Origin of the sequence: Paracidovorax cattleyae, from assembly GCF_900104515.1 — a bacterium.
Taxonomy (GTDB): domain Bacteria; phylum Pseudomonadota; class Gammaproteobacteria; order Burkholderiales; family Burkholderiaceae_C; genus Paracidovorax; species Paracidovorax cattleyae.
Genome location: NZ_FNJL01000001.1, coordinates 106,776 through 121,936, shown reverse-complemented (window position 1 = coordinate 121,936; position 15,161 = coordinate 106,776). Strand labels below are relative to the sequence as shown.

Annotated in this window: 13 protein-coding genes; 3 read left to right on the top strand and 10 right to left on the bottom strand. The window is 71.2% G+C overall.

Annotation, left to right across the window (positions count from 1 at the left end; genetic code table 11):
- From BLR05_RS00555 to BLR05_RS00535, 5 genes are all read right to left on the bottom strand, one after another.
- Positions 1 to 1,080 carry a PLP-dependent cysteine synthase family protein gene (locus BLR05_RS00555; RefSeq protein ID WP_092831763.1) on the bottom strand — a complete coding sequence of 360 codons (1,080 nt, stop codon included), beginning with the start codon at positions 1,078 to 1,080 and terminating at the stop codon, positions 1 to 3.
- Between the two features lie 65 nt (positions 1,081 to 1,145).
- Positions 1,146 to 2,195, bottom strand: a complete 1,050-nt coding sequence (locus tag BLR05_RS00550) for a tetratricopeptide repeat-containing glycosyltransferase (RefSeq protein WP_092831948.1) — start codon at positions 2,193 to 2,195, stop codon at positions 1,146 to 1,148.
- Positions 2,196 to 2,289: 94 nt separating this feature from the next.
- Positions 2,290 to 3,222 carry a collagen-like domain-containing protein gene (locus BLR05_RS00545; protein ID WP_092831762.1) on the bottom strand — a complete coding sequence of 311 codons (933 nt, stop codon included), beginning with the start codon at positions 3,220 to 3,222 and terminating at the stop codon, positions 2,290 to 2,292.
- Between the two features lie 116 nt (positions 3,223 to 3,338).
- The gene (locus tag BLR05_RS00540; protein ID WP_092831761.1) at positions 3,339 to 4,046 is read right to left on the bottom strand and encodes an IPTL-CTERM sorting domain-containing protein; all 708 of its coding nucleotides are present in this window, start codon (positions 4,044 to 4,046) and stop codon (positions 3,339 to 3,341) included.
- Between the two features lie 200 nt (positions 4,047 to 4,246).
- Entirely contained in the window at positions 4,247 to 6,847 is a 2,601-nt protein-coding gene (locus BLR05_RS00535; RefSeq protein ID WP_092831760.1) for an FtsX-like permease family protein, read from the bottom strand.
- A gap of 149 nt (positions 6,848 to 6,996) precedes the next feature.
- On the opposite strand from BLR05_RS00535, the gene BLR05_RS00530 reads away from it, so the two are divergent.
- Positions 6,997 to 7,425, top strand: a complete 429-nt coding sequence (locus tag BLR05_RS00530; RefSeq protein WP_092831947.1) for an Hsp20/alpha crystallin family protein — start codon at positions 6,997 to 6,999, stop codon at positions 7,423 to 7,425.
- A 15-nt stretch (positions 7,426 to 7,440) separates the two neighbouring features.
- Here the strand turns inward: BLR05_RS00530 and BLR05_RS00525 are convergent, their stop codons facing one another.
- From BLR05_RS00525 to BLR05_RS00515, 3 genes are read right to left on the bottom strand one after another with little or no spacing between them, the layout of a single operon-like run.
- A complete protein-coding gene (locus tag BLR05_RS00525) occupies positions 7,441 to 8,112 on the bottom strand; it encodes an ABC transporter ATP-binding protein (protein WP_192883873.1) in 672 nt (223 codons plus the stop codon).
- A 29-nt stretch (positions 8,113 to 8,141) separates the two neighbouring features.
- Positions 8,142 to 9,194, bottom strand: a complete 1,053-nt coding sequence (gene miaA, locus BLR05_RS00520) for a tRNA (adenosine(37)-N6)-dimethylallyltransferase MiaA (protein ID WP_092831758.1) — start codon at positions 9,192 to 9,194, stop codon at positions 8,142 to 8,144.
- A gap of 47 nt (positions 9,195 to 9,241) precedes the next feature.
- The gene (locus BLR05_RS00515; protein WP_092831757.1) at positions 9,242 to 10,108 is read right to left on the bottom strand and encodes an SDR family oxidoreductase; all 867 of its coding nucleotides are present in this window, start codon (positions 10,106 to 10,108) and stop codon (positions 9,242 to 9,244) included.
- A gap of 84 nt (positions 10,109 to 10,192) precedes the next feature.
- Between BLR05_RS00515 and BLR05_RS00510 the strand changes: the two genes are divergently transcribed.
- Entirely contained in the window at positions 10,193 to 10,672 is a 480-nt protein-coding gene (locus BLR05_RS00510) for a winged helix-turn-helix transcriptional regulator (RefSeq protein WP_092831756.1), read from the top strand.
- A 20-nt stretch (positions 10,673 to 10,692) separates the two neighbouring features.
- Here the strand turns inward: BLR05_RS00510 and BLR05_RS00505 are convergent, their stop codons facing one another.
- Positions 10,693 to 11,586, bottom strand: a complete 894-nt coding sequence (locus tag BLR05_RS00505) for an alpha/beta hydrolase (protein ID WP_092831755.1) — start codon at positions 11,584 to 11,586, stop codon at positions 10,693 to 10,695.
- Positions 11,587 to 11,836: 250 nt separating this feature from the next.
- Between BLR05_RS00505 and BLR05_RS00500 the strand changes: the two genes are divergently transcribed.
- Positions 11,837 to 13,039, top strand: coding sequence for a glycerophosphodiester phosphodiesterase (locus BLR05_RS00500; RefSeq protein WP_192883874.1), 1,203 nt, complete (start codon positions 11,837 to 11,839; stop codon positions 13,037 to 13,039).
- 16 nt (positions 13,040 to 13,055) lie between these two features.
- Here the strand turns inward: BLR05_RS00500 and mutL are convergent, their stop codons facing one another.
- Positions 13,056 to 15,158, bottom strand: coding sequence for a DNA mismatch repair endonuclease MutL (gene mutL, locus BLR05_RS00495; protein WP_092831754.1), 2,103 nt, complete (start codon positions 15,156 to 15,158; stop codon positions 13,056 to 13,058).
- Positions 15,159 to 15,161: the final 3 nt, after the last annotated feature.

Below are 15,161 nucleotides of genomic sequence, written 5' to 3'. Positions count from 1 at the left end.
TCAGGCGTCCATGCTGGCCTGGATGCCGGCGCGCGCGGCCGCGCAGTCGCCGATGGTGCCGGCCACCCAGGCATCGTCGAAGTAGGTGGGCAGGTAGCGTTCGCCCGAGTCGCACAGCAGCGACAGCAGCGAGCCTTGTTCGCCGCGCTTGTGCATGCCGCTGGCCAGGCGCAGCATGGCCGCGAAATTGGTGCCGGTGGAGGGGCCGACGCGCCGTCCGAGCAATTGCGAGAGCACCTGCATCGCCGCCACCGAGTCGGTATCCGCCACTTCCTCCAAGTGGTCCACGAGCGTGCGGATGAAGCTCGGCTCCACGCGCGGCCGGCCGATGCCCTCGATGCGCGAGCCCGCCGCCGTGAGCGTGCCGTCGCCCGAGCGCCAGTACGCGCCGAACACCGAGCCGGCCGGATCGGCCACGCAGACCTGGGTGGCGTACCGCTGGTAGCGGATGTAGCGGCCGATGGTGGCACTTGTGCCCCCCGTGCCGGCGCCGACCACGATCCAGCGCGGCACGGGGTGGCGTTCGTGCTGCATCTGCACGAACATGCTCTCGGCGATGTTGTTGTTGCCGCGCCAGTCCGTCGCCCGCTCGGCATAGGTGAACTGGTCCATGTAGTGCCCGCCGGTGTCGGCTGCGATCGCGCGCGCCGCGTCGTACACCTGGGCCGGGCTGTCCACGAAGTGGCATCGCCCGCCGTGGAACTCGATCTGCGCCACCTTTTCCACCGAGGTGCGGCGCGGCATCACCGCCACGAAGGGCAGACCCAGCAGCCGCGCGAAATACGCTTCGCTCACCGCCGTGGAGCCGCTGGAGGATTCGACGATGGTCGAGCCTTCGTGGATCCAGCCATTGCACAGCGCGTACAGGAACAGCGAGCGCGCGAGCCGGTGCTTCAGGCTGCCCGTCGGGTGGGTGGACTCGTCCTTCAGGTAGAGGTCGATGCCATGGGCCGCGTAGGCCGGCAGGTTGAGCGGGATGAGGTGCGTGTCGGCGCTGCGGTGGTAATCAGCCTCGATGCGGGCAATGGCTTGGTGCAGCCAGCCGCCGGGCGCGGCGCCGGAGGAGGGGAGTGCGGTCATGCGGGAAGTATCGCAGGCGGGCGGGCGGGCGGGCGGGTGGCGGCGCCCATGCTCCGCATCCTGCGCTACAGCCCGAAGAAGGGGCGGTTGGCTTCGATGCGTGCGGCCTCGGAAGGCGGGAAGCGCCGCTCGCGCAGGAGGTTCTGCAGCGCCTCGCGGCCCTGCTCGAAGGCCTGCACGTAGAACGCGCTCACGGTGAGCTCATCGAGCGCGCGCCACTCGTACACGCCGGCGTCCACGAACAGGATATCCGCGGGCCGCGGCATGCGCGCCGCCTGCTGCGCATAGAGGTGGGCCAGTGCGAACTCCGACCGCAGCCGGTGGTAGCGGGCCAGTTCGCACAGGGGTTCGGCGCGCACCGGCCGCTGCGCATAGGCCGCGAGATAGGCGTCCCGCACCTCGTGCGGCGGGCCTTCCAGCCGCTCGGTGAGCACGGCGACCTGGAAGACCGCGAACCAGCATTCCTCGTCCCAGCCGCCCATCGCCGCGCGCCGCCGGTAGGCTTCGCGCGACTCCTGCAGCCGGCCCGCGTCCCGCAGGCTCTGGGCCAGGTAGAACGCATAGCGCGTGTTGCCGGGCTCGTCCCGCAGCGCCTGTTCGAGCACGGCGATGTCGCGCAGGTAGGTCTGCGGATCGCGGGCGCGCGCGCCATCGTGCGACACATCGATCACCGGGCCGGGCAGCGGCTGCCAGGGCGCGTGCGCGGGCGCGGCCAGGAACTCGTGCAGAACGCCCTCCCAGCGCCAGGGCACGCGCGCGGCGGCCATGGCGTTGCGCAGGTACTCGCAGTCGTTCATGCGGCAGGTGAACATGTACCCGTCGGCTGACAGCACAGGCCAGGCGAACCCCTCGGGAACGCGCAACTGCTCGTCCGCATCGATGAAGAGCACGTAGTCCGCCTGCGGCCGCGCGAGCTCCAGCGCCTCGTTGCGGTTGTGCGCGAAATTCTTCCAGGGCCGCTCGTGCAGGCTGCCGGCCACGCCCTGCAGGAATTCGCGCACGATGTCCTGCGTGCCGTCGGTGGAACCCGTGTCCACGATCACCCAGTGGTCGATGAAGGGCCGCACGGAAGCGAGGCACCGGATGATCACCGGTGCCTCGTTCTTCACGATCATGTTGAGGCAGATGCGGGGGCGGCTCACTGCGGATCGGGTGGTGGACGCCGGGCGTATCGTACCGGGGCCTGGAGCGGCCCCGGTTGTGGGGGGCCTACTGGCAATAGGCCTCGGCCGTCACGTTCGCAGCCGATGTGCAGTTGAACTTGCAGGTCCACTGGTTGGCGGCGGAGCGGCGCGACGACGAGATGGTGTTCAGGAAGTCCGCCGAATTGCAGCCGCCCGATACCACATTGCCGGAGGAGCATGTCGCCGTCAGATTGTCCTGCCCCGTGCCTCCATTGCAGGTCGTGGTGGCCGACACGGAAGTCGTCAGGGTGCCGACGCTCCCCGTCGGGCCCGTGGCCCCGGTCGCGCCGGTATTGCCGGTCGAACCCGTCGGGCCGGTCGCCCCGGCGGGCCCTGTCGGCCCGGTGTTGCCCTGGACACCTTGAACGCCCTGCGGACCCTGTGCGCCCTGCGGCCCCGTCACGCCCGTGGCCCCGCTGGTGCCGGTCGGGCCGGTCACCCCGGTGGCGCCCGTGGCACCGGTGCTGCCCGCGGGGCCGGTCGAGCCCGTGGCTCCGGTCACCCCCGTGGCGCCTGTCGGGCCCGTGGCCCCGGTGGCGCCGGTTCCGGATGGCCCTGTGGCCCCGGTCACCCCGGTGGCGCCCGTCGGGCCGGCCGCGCCGGTGGCGCCGGTCGCACCCGTGGCGCCAGCAGGGCCCGTCGCCCCGGTAGGGCCCATGGGGCCCGTGGCTCCCGTCGCGCCGCCGCCAATGCCAGGGGAGCACTTGGTGAGCTGCCCCGTGCCCGCGTCATAGCAGGTCAGGTTGCTGCTCGTGCCGGTCGAAGGCAGGCCCGGGATGTAGACCTCGCCCGTGCCCTGCACGCGCAGCCTTTCCTGGTTGCCGCCCTTGACGACGAAACCGCCGCCGGCAGGAGGGGTGACGGTCACGTCCGCGGCGAGCGCGCCTGCAGCATGCAGGGCGATGACGGAGCACAGCGTGGTGGCGGCCCAGTGATGGCCCAGGCGTTTCTTCGGCATGGTGGAACCCTCTCTCTATTGATTTTCTGGATGTCCTGGAACGCGCATGCGGCGCTCGCGACAGGTACCGGCCTGGGCCGCGGTGCTCCACCCGGGCCGGTTATTCATTCATTCATTCAGCCTGCGCGGTGCGGGCGCGGTACCGGTGCGCGGAGTTTCCAGCCCATGAGCGCGACCATCAGCAGCGACAGCAGCGCCAGGCCGTATTCACTGAGCGTGGGAATCGAGGTCACTGCCGTCGCTGCAGCCCCGATCTGCACCGTGGGCGGCACGCTGGCGAAATTGCGCGTGACGGTGGCATTCGGGCCCAGGTTGACCACGGCCGTGCCGCTGGCGGCCGTGAGCTGCACCGGCTGCGCCTGGGTGCCCTGGATCGTGAGCGAGCCCAGCACCGTGATGTTGGCGCCTGCGGGCAGGACGAAGTTGCGGCCCGTCGTGCTCTGCAGCACGAGATTCTGCACGACGATGTTGCCGCTGATCTGGGAAGTGTTGCCGGGGTCGCATCCGTCGCGCAGCACGAGGGTGTTGTTGCCGGTGTTCACCGGACCCGTGGCGATGAGGTCTCCGCCCACCGAGATGGTGCCGCCGGAGCCGGTCACGTTGGAGCCGGAGGCAAACGTTGCGGAAGAGTCCACCGACAGCGTGCCGCCGCTGAGATTCAGCGTGCCCTGCATGTCCAGCGACGTGCAGGCGATGTCCACGGTGCCGCCCGGAGGCACGTCGAGCGAGGAGCCCGGCGGGACCACCCATTGGGCCGCGGCGGGTGCGCAGAGGGCGACGGCGAGCGCGGCGCCGGCCAGCCAGCGCAGTGGGTGACGAAGCATGAAGATATCCTCCGGTGCAACCTGCAGGCCGGTGATGGTGGCCGGTGGCTGCGATGAATGTAGTAATACGTTGAACGGCCTCGTCGGTGCTCGGGCACCTTGTCATGGAGCGTCCTCCCCTGAACCCCATAGCCATTCGCAATGACGTCATTCTGCGGGAAATTCAACAAAAAGCATCACGTGGTAAGCATTTATTTGATTTACCAATCTTCCCGGAGCGCCAGTTCTGCGTGGCGGGATGCAGACGAGTAGCCTGCAAGCCACGCTGCCACCGTGCCCGTCGCGACCACGGCGCAGCACAGCAGCGCCAGGCGTGCTGCGGGGATGTGCATCTCCATGGTCCAGTGGAAGCTTTGCGGATTCACCACGTGGACGAGCACTGCCGAGACGGCGCAGCCGAGCGCCAGCCCCGCGACGGCCCCGACAGCGGTCCATGCCGCGCCTTCGCCCGCCACCACGCCGAGGATCTGCGGACGCGTCAGGCCCAGGTGCGACAGCAGGCCCAGTTCCTTGCGACGCGCGAGCACCTGCGCCGAGAAGCTCGCGGCGATGCCGAACAGCCCGATGCCGATGGCCACGGCCTGCAGCCAGTAGGTCACGGCGAAGCTGCGGTCGAAGAGCGCTAGGGAACGTTCCCGGATCGCCTGTGCGGTGCTGAACTCGACGGCGGGCTCCCCGCCTTCGCGCAGCGCCTGCGGCAGCCGGGCCGTGATGGCGAGCCGCAGCGCGGCCTCGTCCGCGCCCGGCGCGGGCCATATCGCCAGATCGTCGATGCCCGCATCGCCCGTGAGCCGGATGTAGTCGCTGCGCTCCATGGCGACCGCGCCGAACTGGCGCACATAGTCGCGCCATATGCCTGCGACGAAGAATTCGGCCGTGGGCTGTCCGGCGCCCAGCGCGCGCAGGGCCATGGCCCGGGACAGCGCCGGCCAGCGGGTGCCCGGCCGCACCCCGTACAGATCGGCCAGCGCTTCGCTCACGTACACCGCCATGTGCCCCGGCGGCACGGCCAGCGGTGCCTCGCGCAGCGGCAGTGTCTGCGCCGCGCCGCGCCCGAAGGACCGGGCCAGCAGTGCCACGGCGGGGCGTGAGGGATCCAGCAGCAGGCTGCCGATGCGCAGCGCCTCGGCCCGTTCCACACCGGGCAGCCGCGCCACGGTGTCGTCCCAACCCGGCGGAAAGGGTGCATCGCCGCCGCCTCCGCCGGCACCCGCTGCACGCAGGTACAGCGGCGCGGGCAGTGCGGTGTCCAGCCACTGCAGCACCGAGCCGCGGAAGCTGGCCACCATCACCGTCAATGCCACGGACAGGGCCAGACTGGCCACCACGCCGCCGACTGCCACGGCCGCCATGCCGTGCATCCGCCGGGCACGCTCCACCGCGAGCATCGGCAGCGGGCGACGGCCCGCCCAGGGGGCCAGCAGGCTCAGCAGTCCATGCACCAGCACCGGCAGCAGGCCGATGCCACCCACCAGCAGCAGCGCGACCGATGCGTATGCACCGATCGGCAGCCCCCCCACCGGCGGCGCGAATGCCAATGCACACCCCGCCGCGGCGCACATCGCGGGCAGTGCCAGCCGGGGCTGCATGTCGGAGGCCGTGCCGGCCCCCTTGAGTGCTGCGGCCGGAGCCAGCCGTTCCGCCTCGCGCGCCGGCCACCAGCCGCCCGCCAGCGCGGCCGCGGTCCCCAGCGCCACGTACAGCAACGCGGCGCCGGCACTCCACTGCAGCGGGGGGCGCACACCATCGAAATATCCCCCGCCCAGGTCGCCCCCCATGGCGCGCAGCGCCAGTGCGGCCAGGCCCGTGCCTAGCGCGATGCCGGCCACGCTGCCGGCGGCTCCCAGGGCCGCGGACTCGGTCAGCACCAGGGCCCGCCGCATGCGCGGCGTGGCACCGAGCACCGCCAGCAGCGCGAATTGCGGACCGCGGCGCGCCACGCTCAGCGCCAGCACGGAGAACACCAGGTAGCCTCCGGTGAAGAGCGCGACCAGGGCCAGCACCGTCAGGTTCACCCGGTAGGCGCGGGACAGGTCGTCCGTGCGCCGTGCCGTGTCCTGCGGCCGCACCACGGCAAGGCCCGCCGCATCGGCCGCCTCCAGGCCCGCGGCCTGCAGCATCTGTGGCAGCGCTGCCTGGAAATCCTCCACGCGCCGGCCGGGCTGCAACTGCACGTCGATGCGACTCAGCCGGCCTGCGCGGCCGAAGAAATCCTGCGCCGCGCCGATGTCCATCACCGCCAGCGGCGGCCCCGCGGCCGCCACCGTGCCGGCCACCCGGGCTGCGTGCCCGGCCAGGCCCTGGCGCAAGGTGAGCGGGCTGCCGCGGTCTGTGCCCAGCCCGAGTGTCTGCAGCGCCGCCGCGTTGAGGAACAGCGTGGCAGGCGACAGCATGGCGAGCCGGCCGGCGTCCGGGAACGGCCGCGGCGCGAGTTCCGGCGCCATGGTGCCGAGCAGCAGTGCGTCTGCCGCCACGACGCGCAACGCCACCGGACTGCGTCCGGGGGCGACGGCCTGCACGGGGATCTCCAGCACCGGGCCCGCCCGCGCCACCAAAGGGTGGGTGGCCACGGGGCCGTAGAGCAGTTCCGGCAGGTCGCCCTGCGCGGCGCGCAACTGCAGGTCGGGCTGGCCGCCGGCCGCGCGCACGGCCTGGCTGAATTCCGAGAGTGCGGAGGCATGGATCACATGCACCGCGAAGGCCAGGGCGACACCCAGCATGACGGACACCATGGCCACCGCGGTGCGCCAGGGATGGCGGCGCAGTTCCTGCCAGGAAAAGGTGCGGAGCAAGGCGAGCATGGAGCGATTGTGGCGCTGCCGTCACGGCGGGTGCCTCGGCGGTTCCGCACGGGTCTTGAAGCGCGTGGCCGCAGGCCTATATGGGCAGTGCGGCCGGCATGCCGGCACGTTTTCCACCCCCGATGTTCGACACGACGAAGGAGCTCATCATGAATTCACTCGTGACCCGTGGCGGTCTTCTGGACGAATTTTTCAAGGACTTCGCGCCCGGCTTCTACGTGCGCCCGCTGCACGGCGACGGCCTGCCCACGCCGCAGCAGATCAAGGTGGACGTGAAGGAAAGCGACGGCGGCTACACCGTGCACGCCGAGATTCCCGGCGTGCCCAAGGAAGACATCCATGTCTCGCTCGACGGCAACGTTGTGAGCCTGCGCGCCGAGGTGCGGCAGCACGACCAGCAGACCGAAGGCGACAAGGTGCTGCGCTCGGAGCGCTATTACGGCGCAGTCGCCCGCTCGTTCCAGCTGCCGACCGAGATCGACGCGCAGGAAGCGAAGGCGAAATACGACCACGGCGTGCTCACGCTGACGCTGCCCAGGAAGCGCGGCACCGGCGGGCAGCGGCTCGCGATCGAATAGGGCGGTTCGGGGCGGTCAGCCGGCCGCGATGCCTTCCGGCCGGATGCCGTCCGCGGTCAGGCGCAGCGTGCGGTCGGCGCGCTGCGCCGCGGCCCGCGAATGGGTGACGAGCACCATCGCGGCGCCGTGGTCGCGCGTTTGCGCGACGAGCAGGTCCATCACCCGTTCCGCGGTGGCCGGATCCAGGTTGCCGGTGGGCTCGTCGGCCAGCAGCAGGCCGGGGCCGTGCACCAGCGCGCGCGCGATGGCCACGCGCTGTAGCTGGCCGCCGCTCAGTTGCCGGGGCAGCCGCGCGCCCAGGCCCTGCAGGCCCACCGCCTCGAGCATGCGGTCCACCCGCGCCGGGTCGCTGCGGCCCAGCAGCATCAGCGGCAGTGCCACGTTCTGCGCCACATCCAGGTGCGGCAGCACGTGGAATGCCTGGAACACGAAACCCACGTGCACACGCCGCCAGCGGGCGCGCTCCGCATCGTCCATCGTGCCCAGGTCGGCCGCACCATGGCGCACACTGCCGGCCTGCCAATGGTCCAGCCCGGCCAGGCAGTTGAGCAGCGTGGACTTGCCCACGCCGGATTCGCCGACGATGGCAATGAATTCCCCGGGCTGCACCGCCAGATCGACGCTACGGAAAACGGGCGTGCCGGTGCCGTAATGGCGCGTCAGCCCGGCCGCCTGCAGCAGCGGCATGCCCGCGGAGATTCCGTCGCCGTGGGCCGTCACGCCCGCACCCCGAGCGTTTCGAGCGCGACAGCCACCCAGCGGTCCGTGGCGCCCTGCGCATCGCAGGCGATCGCATGGCGCCACGGCATCGCGCGCAGCCAGGTGATCTGCCGCTTGGCGAGCTGCCGGGTGGCGGCGATGCCGCGCTCGCGCAGCTCCGCCAGCGGGAGGCGGCCGGTGCGCTCCTCGGCGTCCAGAGCCTCCCACGCCTGGCGGTAGCCCACGCAGCGCATCGACGGCAGGTCCGGGTGCAGGTCGCCGCGCGTGCGCAAGCGCCGGACTTCGTCCACGAAACCCTCGTCCAGCATGGCGTCGAAGCGCTGGGCGATGCGTTCGTGCAGCCAGGCACGGTCCTGCGGTTCGAGCGAAAAAAGCGGCATGGGCCCGTGTCCCGCACCCGCAGCATTCCCGGACGGGGCGGCACGGGTGTGAAAGCTCGAGAGCGGCCGGCCGGACACATGCCAGACCTCCAGCGCCCGCTGGATGCGCTGGCTGTCGCCGGGCGCCAGCCGGGCCGCCGTCTGCGGGTCCACGCGGGCCAGTTCCGCATGCAGGGCCGGCCAGCCTTCGGCCGCGGCCTGTGCTTCCAGGCGGGCCCGCACGCCGGCGTCGGCCGGCGGCATGTCGTCGATGCCGTCCCACAGCGCCTTGAAGTACAGCATCGTGCCTCCCACCAGCAGCGGCAGGGCGCCGCGCGCCCGGATTTCGCGCACGAGGCGCTGCGCGTCGGCCACGAATTCGGCCGCGCTGTAGGGCTGCAGCGGATCGCGGATGTCGATCAGGTGGTGCGGCACGGCCGCCTGCTCGGCGGCCGTCGGCTTGGCTGTGCCGATGTCCATGCCGCGGTACACCAGCGCCGAATCCACGCTCACGATTTCCACGGGACGATGGGGCGCGAGCGCACGGGCCAGGGCGAGAGCCCCGGCAGTCTTGCCCGACGCGGTGGGGCCCGCCAGCGCGAGGCAGGCAGGAAGCGCGGGTGCGGCCGCTTCGCGGGGCAGGTGGAGTGCCGGCGCACCGGCGGCCGGCAGGGAAGGGGGAGTGGACATGATCCCCCGGAGCGTACCAGCGCGCAGTGCCTGCCCGCGCCGGCAGGTCAGCCCGGCATGGCGGCGCGGACGGCCTCGTCCGCCTGGCCCTGCCAGGGCGTTGTCGGCCGGCCGATGAGCCGTGCCAGCTGGCCGCCGCCGTCGAAAAGCGCTCCCTGCGCCGCCGCGGCATCGGACTGCGCCAGGATGGCTGCGAACGGTGCGGGCAGGCCGGCGCCTTCCAGGATGCTGGCGTACTCCGCTTCGGGCAGGTTGCGGTAGGGAATGGACCGGCCCGACGCGCGGGAGATTTCCGCAGCCAGCTCCGCCAGCGTGTAGGCGCTGTCACCCGCCAGTTCATGCACCTTGCCGGCCTGGTCCGGTGCCTGCAGCACCGCGGCCGCCGCTTCGGCATAGTCCACCCGCGCTGCCGATGCGATGCGGCCATCGCCCGCGCTGCCCAGCAGCACGCCGTGCTGCAGCGCGGTGCCCACCCCGGCCAGGTAGTTCTCGGTGTACCAGCCGTTGCGCAGCAGCACGTGGGGCACGCGGGATTCCCGCAGCAGCGCTTCGGTGTCCCGGTGCTCGCGCGCCAGTTCCAGGGCCGAGGTGTCTGCGCGCAGCACGCTGGTGTAGGCCAGCAGTTCCACGCCCGCGCGCCGCGCGGCATCGACGACGGTGCGGTGCTGCGCCGTCCGTTGCCCCACTTCGCTGCTGGAGACCAGCAGCAGCCGGCGCACGCCCTGCAGGGCCGCATCCCAGCCGGCGGGGGCGGCGTAGTCCGCCTGCCGCACCACGACCCCGCGTTCTGCGAGGTCCTGCACCTTGGCCGGGGTGCGCACCAGCGCCACGATGTTCCGGGCGGGAACCGTGCGCAGCAGGGCGTCGATGACGAGGCGGCCGAGTTGGCCGGAGGCTCCGGTGATGGCGATCATGTCCTGTTCCTTGTGACGGTTGAACGAAGACGCGACAATAACCATCAAGCAAACTTTTCGTAAGTACCTACAAAAAGGTAAGTGATGGACCAGCGCCCCAGCATCCCCGTCCCCGTATCTGCCGACGCAGCTCCGGAGCCGTCGCGCCCGCCGCCTCCGGCCTCCGGTGTCGGGGCGTCCCTCCCCCTGGCCGAACTGATGCGCCGGGGCGATGTGCTGTCGCCGGACTGCCCGGCGCGGGGAATCCTGCAGCATGTCACGAGCCGCTGGGGCGTGCTGGTGCTGGTGGCGCTCGACCGCCGCACGCTGCGGTTCAGCGAACTGCGGCGCAAGGTGGGTGGCGTGAGCGAACGCATGCTGGCGCAGACGCTGCAGGTGCTGGAGCGGGACGGTTTCGTGGATCGCCGGGCCTATCCCGTCGTGCCGCCGCATGTCGAGTATCGCCTGACGCCCCTGGGGTGCGAGGTCGGCCGGCACGTGCAGGCCCTGGCCGACTGGATCGGTGGGCACCTGCCGGAGATCCTGGCGGCACGGGGCGCCGCCGCGGCCTCCGCAGGGGGCTGAATCTACGGGCCCTGGCCCGGTCAGGCCGCGGAACTGGCGGCCGAGGCCCGTTGCACCGGCGCACGCGCAGGCACCGGTCCGGCGGGGATCCGGAACAGGTCCGCCAGCGCCTCGCGGTACTGCGCTTCGCCCACGCTGTTGGTGCTGTGGTGGGTGCCGCCCTCCACCAGGACGAAACGCTTCGGCCCCTGGGCCGCTTCGTACAGCCGCTTGCCCAGGGACGGCGGAATCAGGCTGTCGTCACTGCCATGCACCACGAGCAGCGGCGAGCCGATGTGCGCCACCTTGCGAATCGACTCGAAACGTTGCGTGATGAGGCCCGAGATGGGCAGCCACCCCCACTTGAACGTGGCCACCACCTCGGGAATGTTGGTGAACGTTCCCTCCACGATGGTGCCCTGTTCGTCCGGCACCATGGCGGCCAGGTCGATGGCGATCGCCCCGCCCAGCGAATGGCCGAAGATGTAGCGCGGCGCCCGGGGCTCCCGCGCGGCCAGCCAGTCCCAGGCCGCCCGGGCGTCTTCCAGCGCCGTCGCCTCGGAGGGCAGGGTGGGGCTGCTGCGCCCGAAGCCGCGGTAGTCCACCGCGAGCACCGAGAAGCCCATGTCGTTCATGCGCCGGATGCGGCCGGCGGAGCCGGAGACGTTCCAGCGCGCACCGTGCAGGTACAGCAGCACGGGCGCATTGGCCCGGTCCGAGGGCATCCAGAGCCCGTGCAGTTTCTCCGCCTTGCCCGTGGCACGCGAATCGAACGCGATCCACACGTCCTGCATGTCGTCCGTGGATTGCGCGCCGCCCCAGGCCCGGTCGCTGGGCTGGAAGATCCATTCGCGCTGTTTCGCGTCGAGGGTGGCGCAGCCCGCCGTCACTGCGATGGCGAGCGCGATGGAGGAGAAGAGGGGCCAGCGTTTCATCGAAAGGAACAGAGTCCGGTCGGTAGGGAAAGTTCGTCGGGCCCGTGCGGGCCGCAGGGCTTCCTGCAAGAAACGCACCATGGTTCCCCGGGTTGACGGGCCGAACCCTGGAATTACCCTGTGCGGATGCCGCTGATCCGGGCTTTGCCGCGCGTCCGGCGGGGTGCGCGGCGGTGTCACGGGGCTGTCATGCGTCACCGACAGAGTGCGCGCGGGCGCATACCGTCCATTCACAAGGGAGAAGAGACCCATGACGACGCAACGAATCGCGCGCGGCCCGGCCGCCGCCCTGGTGTTCACCGGCCGGCTGGCCCTGGCTGCCGCCGCATGCGCGGCCCTGTCCGCCTGCGGCGGCAACGGCGGCAGCATCCATTCCACCCTCGACGGCTCCAGGGCCCTGGTGATCGGCCACCGCGGCGCCGCCGGCTACCTGCCCGACCATACGCTCGAAGGCTACCGCCGCGGCATCGAGCTGGGTGCCGACTTCATCGAGCCGGACCTGGTGGCGACCAGGGACGGCGTGCTCATCGTCCGCCATGAGCCCAACATCACCGGCACGACCGACGTGTCGCAGCGCCCCGAGTTCGCCAGCCGCAAGACCCGCAGGATGGTGGACGGTGTGCAGGAAGAGGGCTGGTTCGCCTCCGATTTCACGCTGGCCGAGATCAAGACCCTGCGCGCCATCCAGCCGCTGGCCGATCGCGACCAGTCCTTCAACGGCCGCTTCCAGATCCCGACCCTCACCGAGGTGCTGGACCTCGCCCGCACGGAAGGAGCGAAGGCGGGCCGCACCGTGGGCGTCTATATCGAGACCAAGCATCCCACCTACCACGCCAACCTGAACCTGAAGCTCGAAGACCGGCTGCTCGACACGCTCGCGCAGTACGGCTACACCAGGGCAGCCTCGCCGGTCATGGTGCAGTCCTTCGAGGTGTCCAACCTCAAGTACCTGCGCACGAAGACCCAGGTGCGCCTCGTGCAGCTCGTGGACGGCAACGACGTGAAACCCGACGGCAGCATCGACCTGACCGCACCCTACGACAAGCTCTACGATTTCGCGGTGGCGGGCGACCGCCGCACCTTCGCCAGCCTGCTCACGCCCGAGGGGCTGCGCGAGGTGAAGACCTATGCGGACGGCATCGGCCCCTGGAAGCCCTACCTGATACCGACCCGCATCCAGGACGCCAACAACGACGGCAAGCCTGACGACCTCAACGGCGACGGCGTCATCGACGAGCGCGACCGCATCGTGATGTCGCCCACCCGCGTGGTGGCCGATGCCCATGCGGCCGGCCTGTTCGTGCATCCCTATACGTTCCGCAGCGAGGCCAAGCGGCTCGCCTCCGACTACCAGGGCGATCCCGCGGCCGAATACCGCCAGTTCTTCCGACTCGGCGTGGACGGCGTGTTCTCGGACTTCCCCGACCAGGCCAGGGCCGCCCGCGACAACTGATCCAGGCGCGGGCGGATCAGCGTCCGCGCAGGAACAGCGCGTCGAGCTCGCGCATCGACAGCTGCCGCCACGTGGGCCGGCCGTGGTTGCACTGGTCGGAACGCTCGGTCACTTCCATCTGGCGCAGCAGTGCATTCATCTCGTCCTGCGTCAGCCGCCGGTGCGCGCGCACCGCGCCGTGGCAGGCCATGGTGCCCAGGATCTCGTTGCGGGCCCGCTGCACCACGGTGGTGGCGTCGTGCGCCGCCAGTTCCGCGAGCACGCTGCGCGCCAGTTCCACCGCATCGCCCTGCGCGAGCGAGGTGGGCACCGCGCGCACCGCCAGCGTACGGGGCGAGAAGGGCGACACCTCGAGTCCCAGCATGGCGAGCGTATCGGCGTGGACATCCGCCGTGGCCACCTCTTCGGGCGTGGCGGCGAAGGTGGCGGGAATCAGCAGCGGCTGGCTCGCGATGCGCTCGCTGGCATCCACCTGGGCCTTGAGGCGCTCATACACGATGCGCTCGTGCGCGGCGTGCATGTCCACGATCACCATGCCCTGGGCGTTCTCGGCCAGGATGTAGACGCCGTGGATCTGGGCCACCGCGCGCCCCAGCGGCCAGACCTCCGGGTCGGCGCCGGTGGGTGCCTCGGCCTGCGCAGAGGCGTCGGGTGTTGCCGCGAAAGTGCCTGCGCCGTCCGGGGCGATGCCTGCCTGCGGGACTGCGGGCATGTTCGTAGCCGGGAGCGCACCGGTGGTCTTGGCATAGGCTGTGGGAGCCTCCTGCACGGTGGCAGGTGCCCCCGGAGCCGGGGCAAAAGGCAGCGGCGCATGCGGCCCGGGGGGCTGCGCGAAGGCCGCCGCAGCACCGTCCGACCGTGCGGAAGGCATCGTGTCCTTGCGGCCCCAGAGCGCTTCCAGGTCGGTGACCCGGTGCCCGGGGCGGGCATCGAAATGCATCGCGGCCTGCCGGGGCAGCATGGCGGGCGGCTGCATGCGCACAGCAGGTGCCGTTGGTGAATCTGCGGCGGGTGCGCCCGCTTCGGCGGCACCTTGCGCAGCGGCCGCCAGCGCCTGCGCGCGCGGGGCCGCCAGGGCGTTTTCCACCGCATGCCGCACGGCCTGGTGGACTTCGCGGCTGTCGCGGAAACGCACCTCGATCTTGGTGGGATGCACGTTCACGTCCACCCGCATCGGATCGATCTGCACATAGAGCGCATACACCGGCTGTTTCTGCCCGTGCAGCACATCCTCGTACGCACTGCGGGCCGCATGCGTGAGCACCTTGTCGCGCACGAACCGGCCGTTGACGTAGCAGAACTGCTGGTCGGCGCGCGAGCGCGCGGCGTCGGGCAGCCCGGCCCTGCCGGTGACGGTCACCGGCCCGGAGCGGTGGCGCACGGCGATCGACTCGGCCAGGAAGTCCTCGCCCAGCACGTCGGACAGCCGGCGCGCCAGCGCATCCTCCAGCGCCGCATCGTCCACGGCGCCATCCGCCGAGGCCGCAGGGGCGGCCAGCGTCGCGCGCCATTGCTCGACCAGCTTGCCTTCGTGCCAGATCGCGAATCCGACATCCGGCCGGGCCAGCGCATGGCGGCGCACGGCCTCGATGCAATGCGCCAGTTCCGTGGCGTCGGTCTTCAGGAACTTGCGTCTCGCGGGCGTGGAGAAGAACAATTCCTTCACTTCCACGGTGGTACCGCGGCTGCGCGCCGCAGGGCGCAGTTCGCCGCTGCGCGCATCGAGCAGGAACGCCGTGGACTGCTCCTCCGTCCGCGAGAGCAGGGCCATTTCCGAGACCGATGCGATGGCGGCCAGCGCCTCGCCCCGGAAGCCCATGGTCGCCACCGACTCCAGGTCGTGCAGGTTGGTGATCTTGCTTGTTGCGTGGCGGCGCAGTGCCACCGGCAGTTCCTCCGGCGGGATGCCGCAGCCATCGTCTTCCACTGCGATCAGGCGAACGCCGCCCGCCAGCAGACGCACCGTGACCTGCCGGGCGCCGGCATCCAGCGCGTTGTCCACGAGCTCGCGGACGGCCGACGCGGGCCTTTCCACCACCTCGCCCGCGGCGATCTGGCTGATCAGTTCGTCCGGAAGGTCGCGGATCGGGCGGCGCGGGGAGGCAGGCTCTGGGGTCATCGG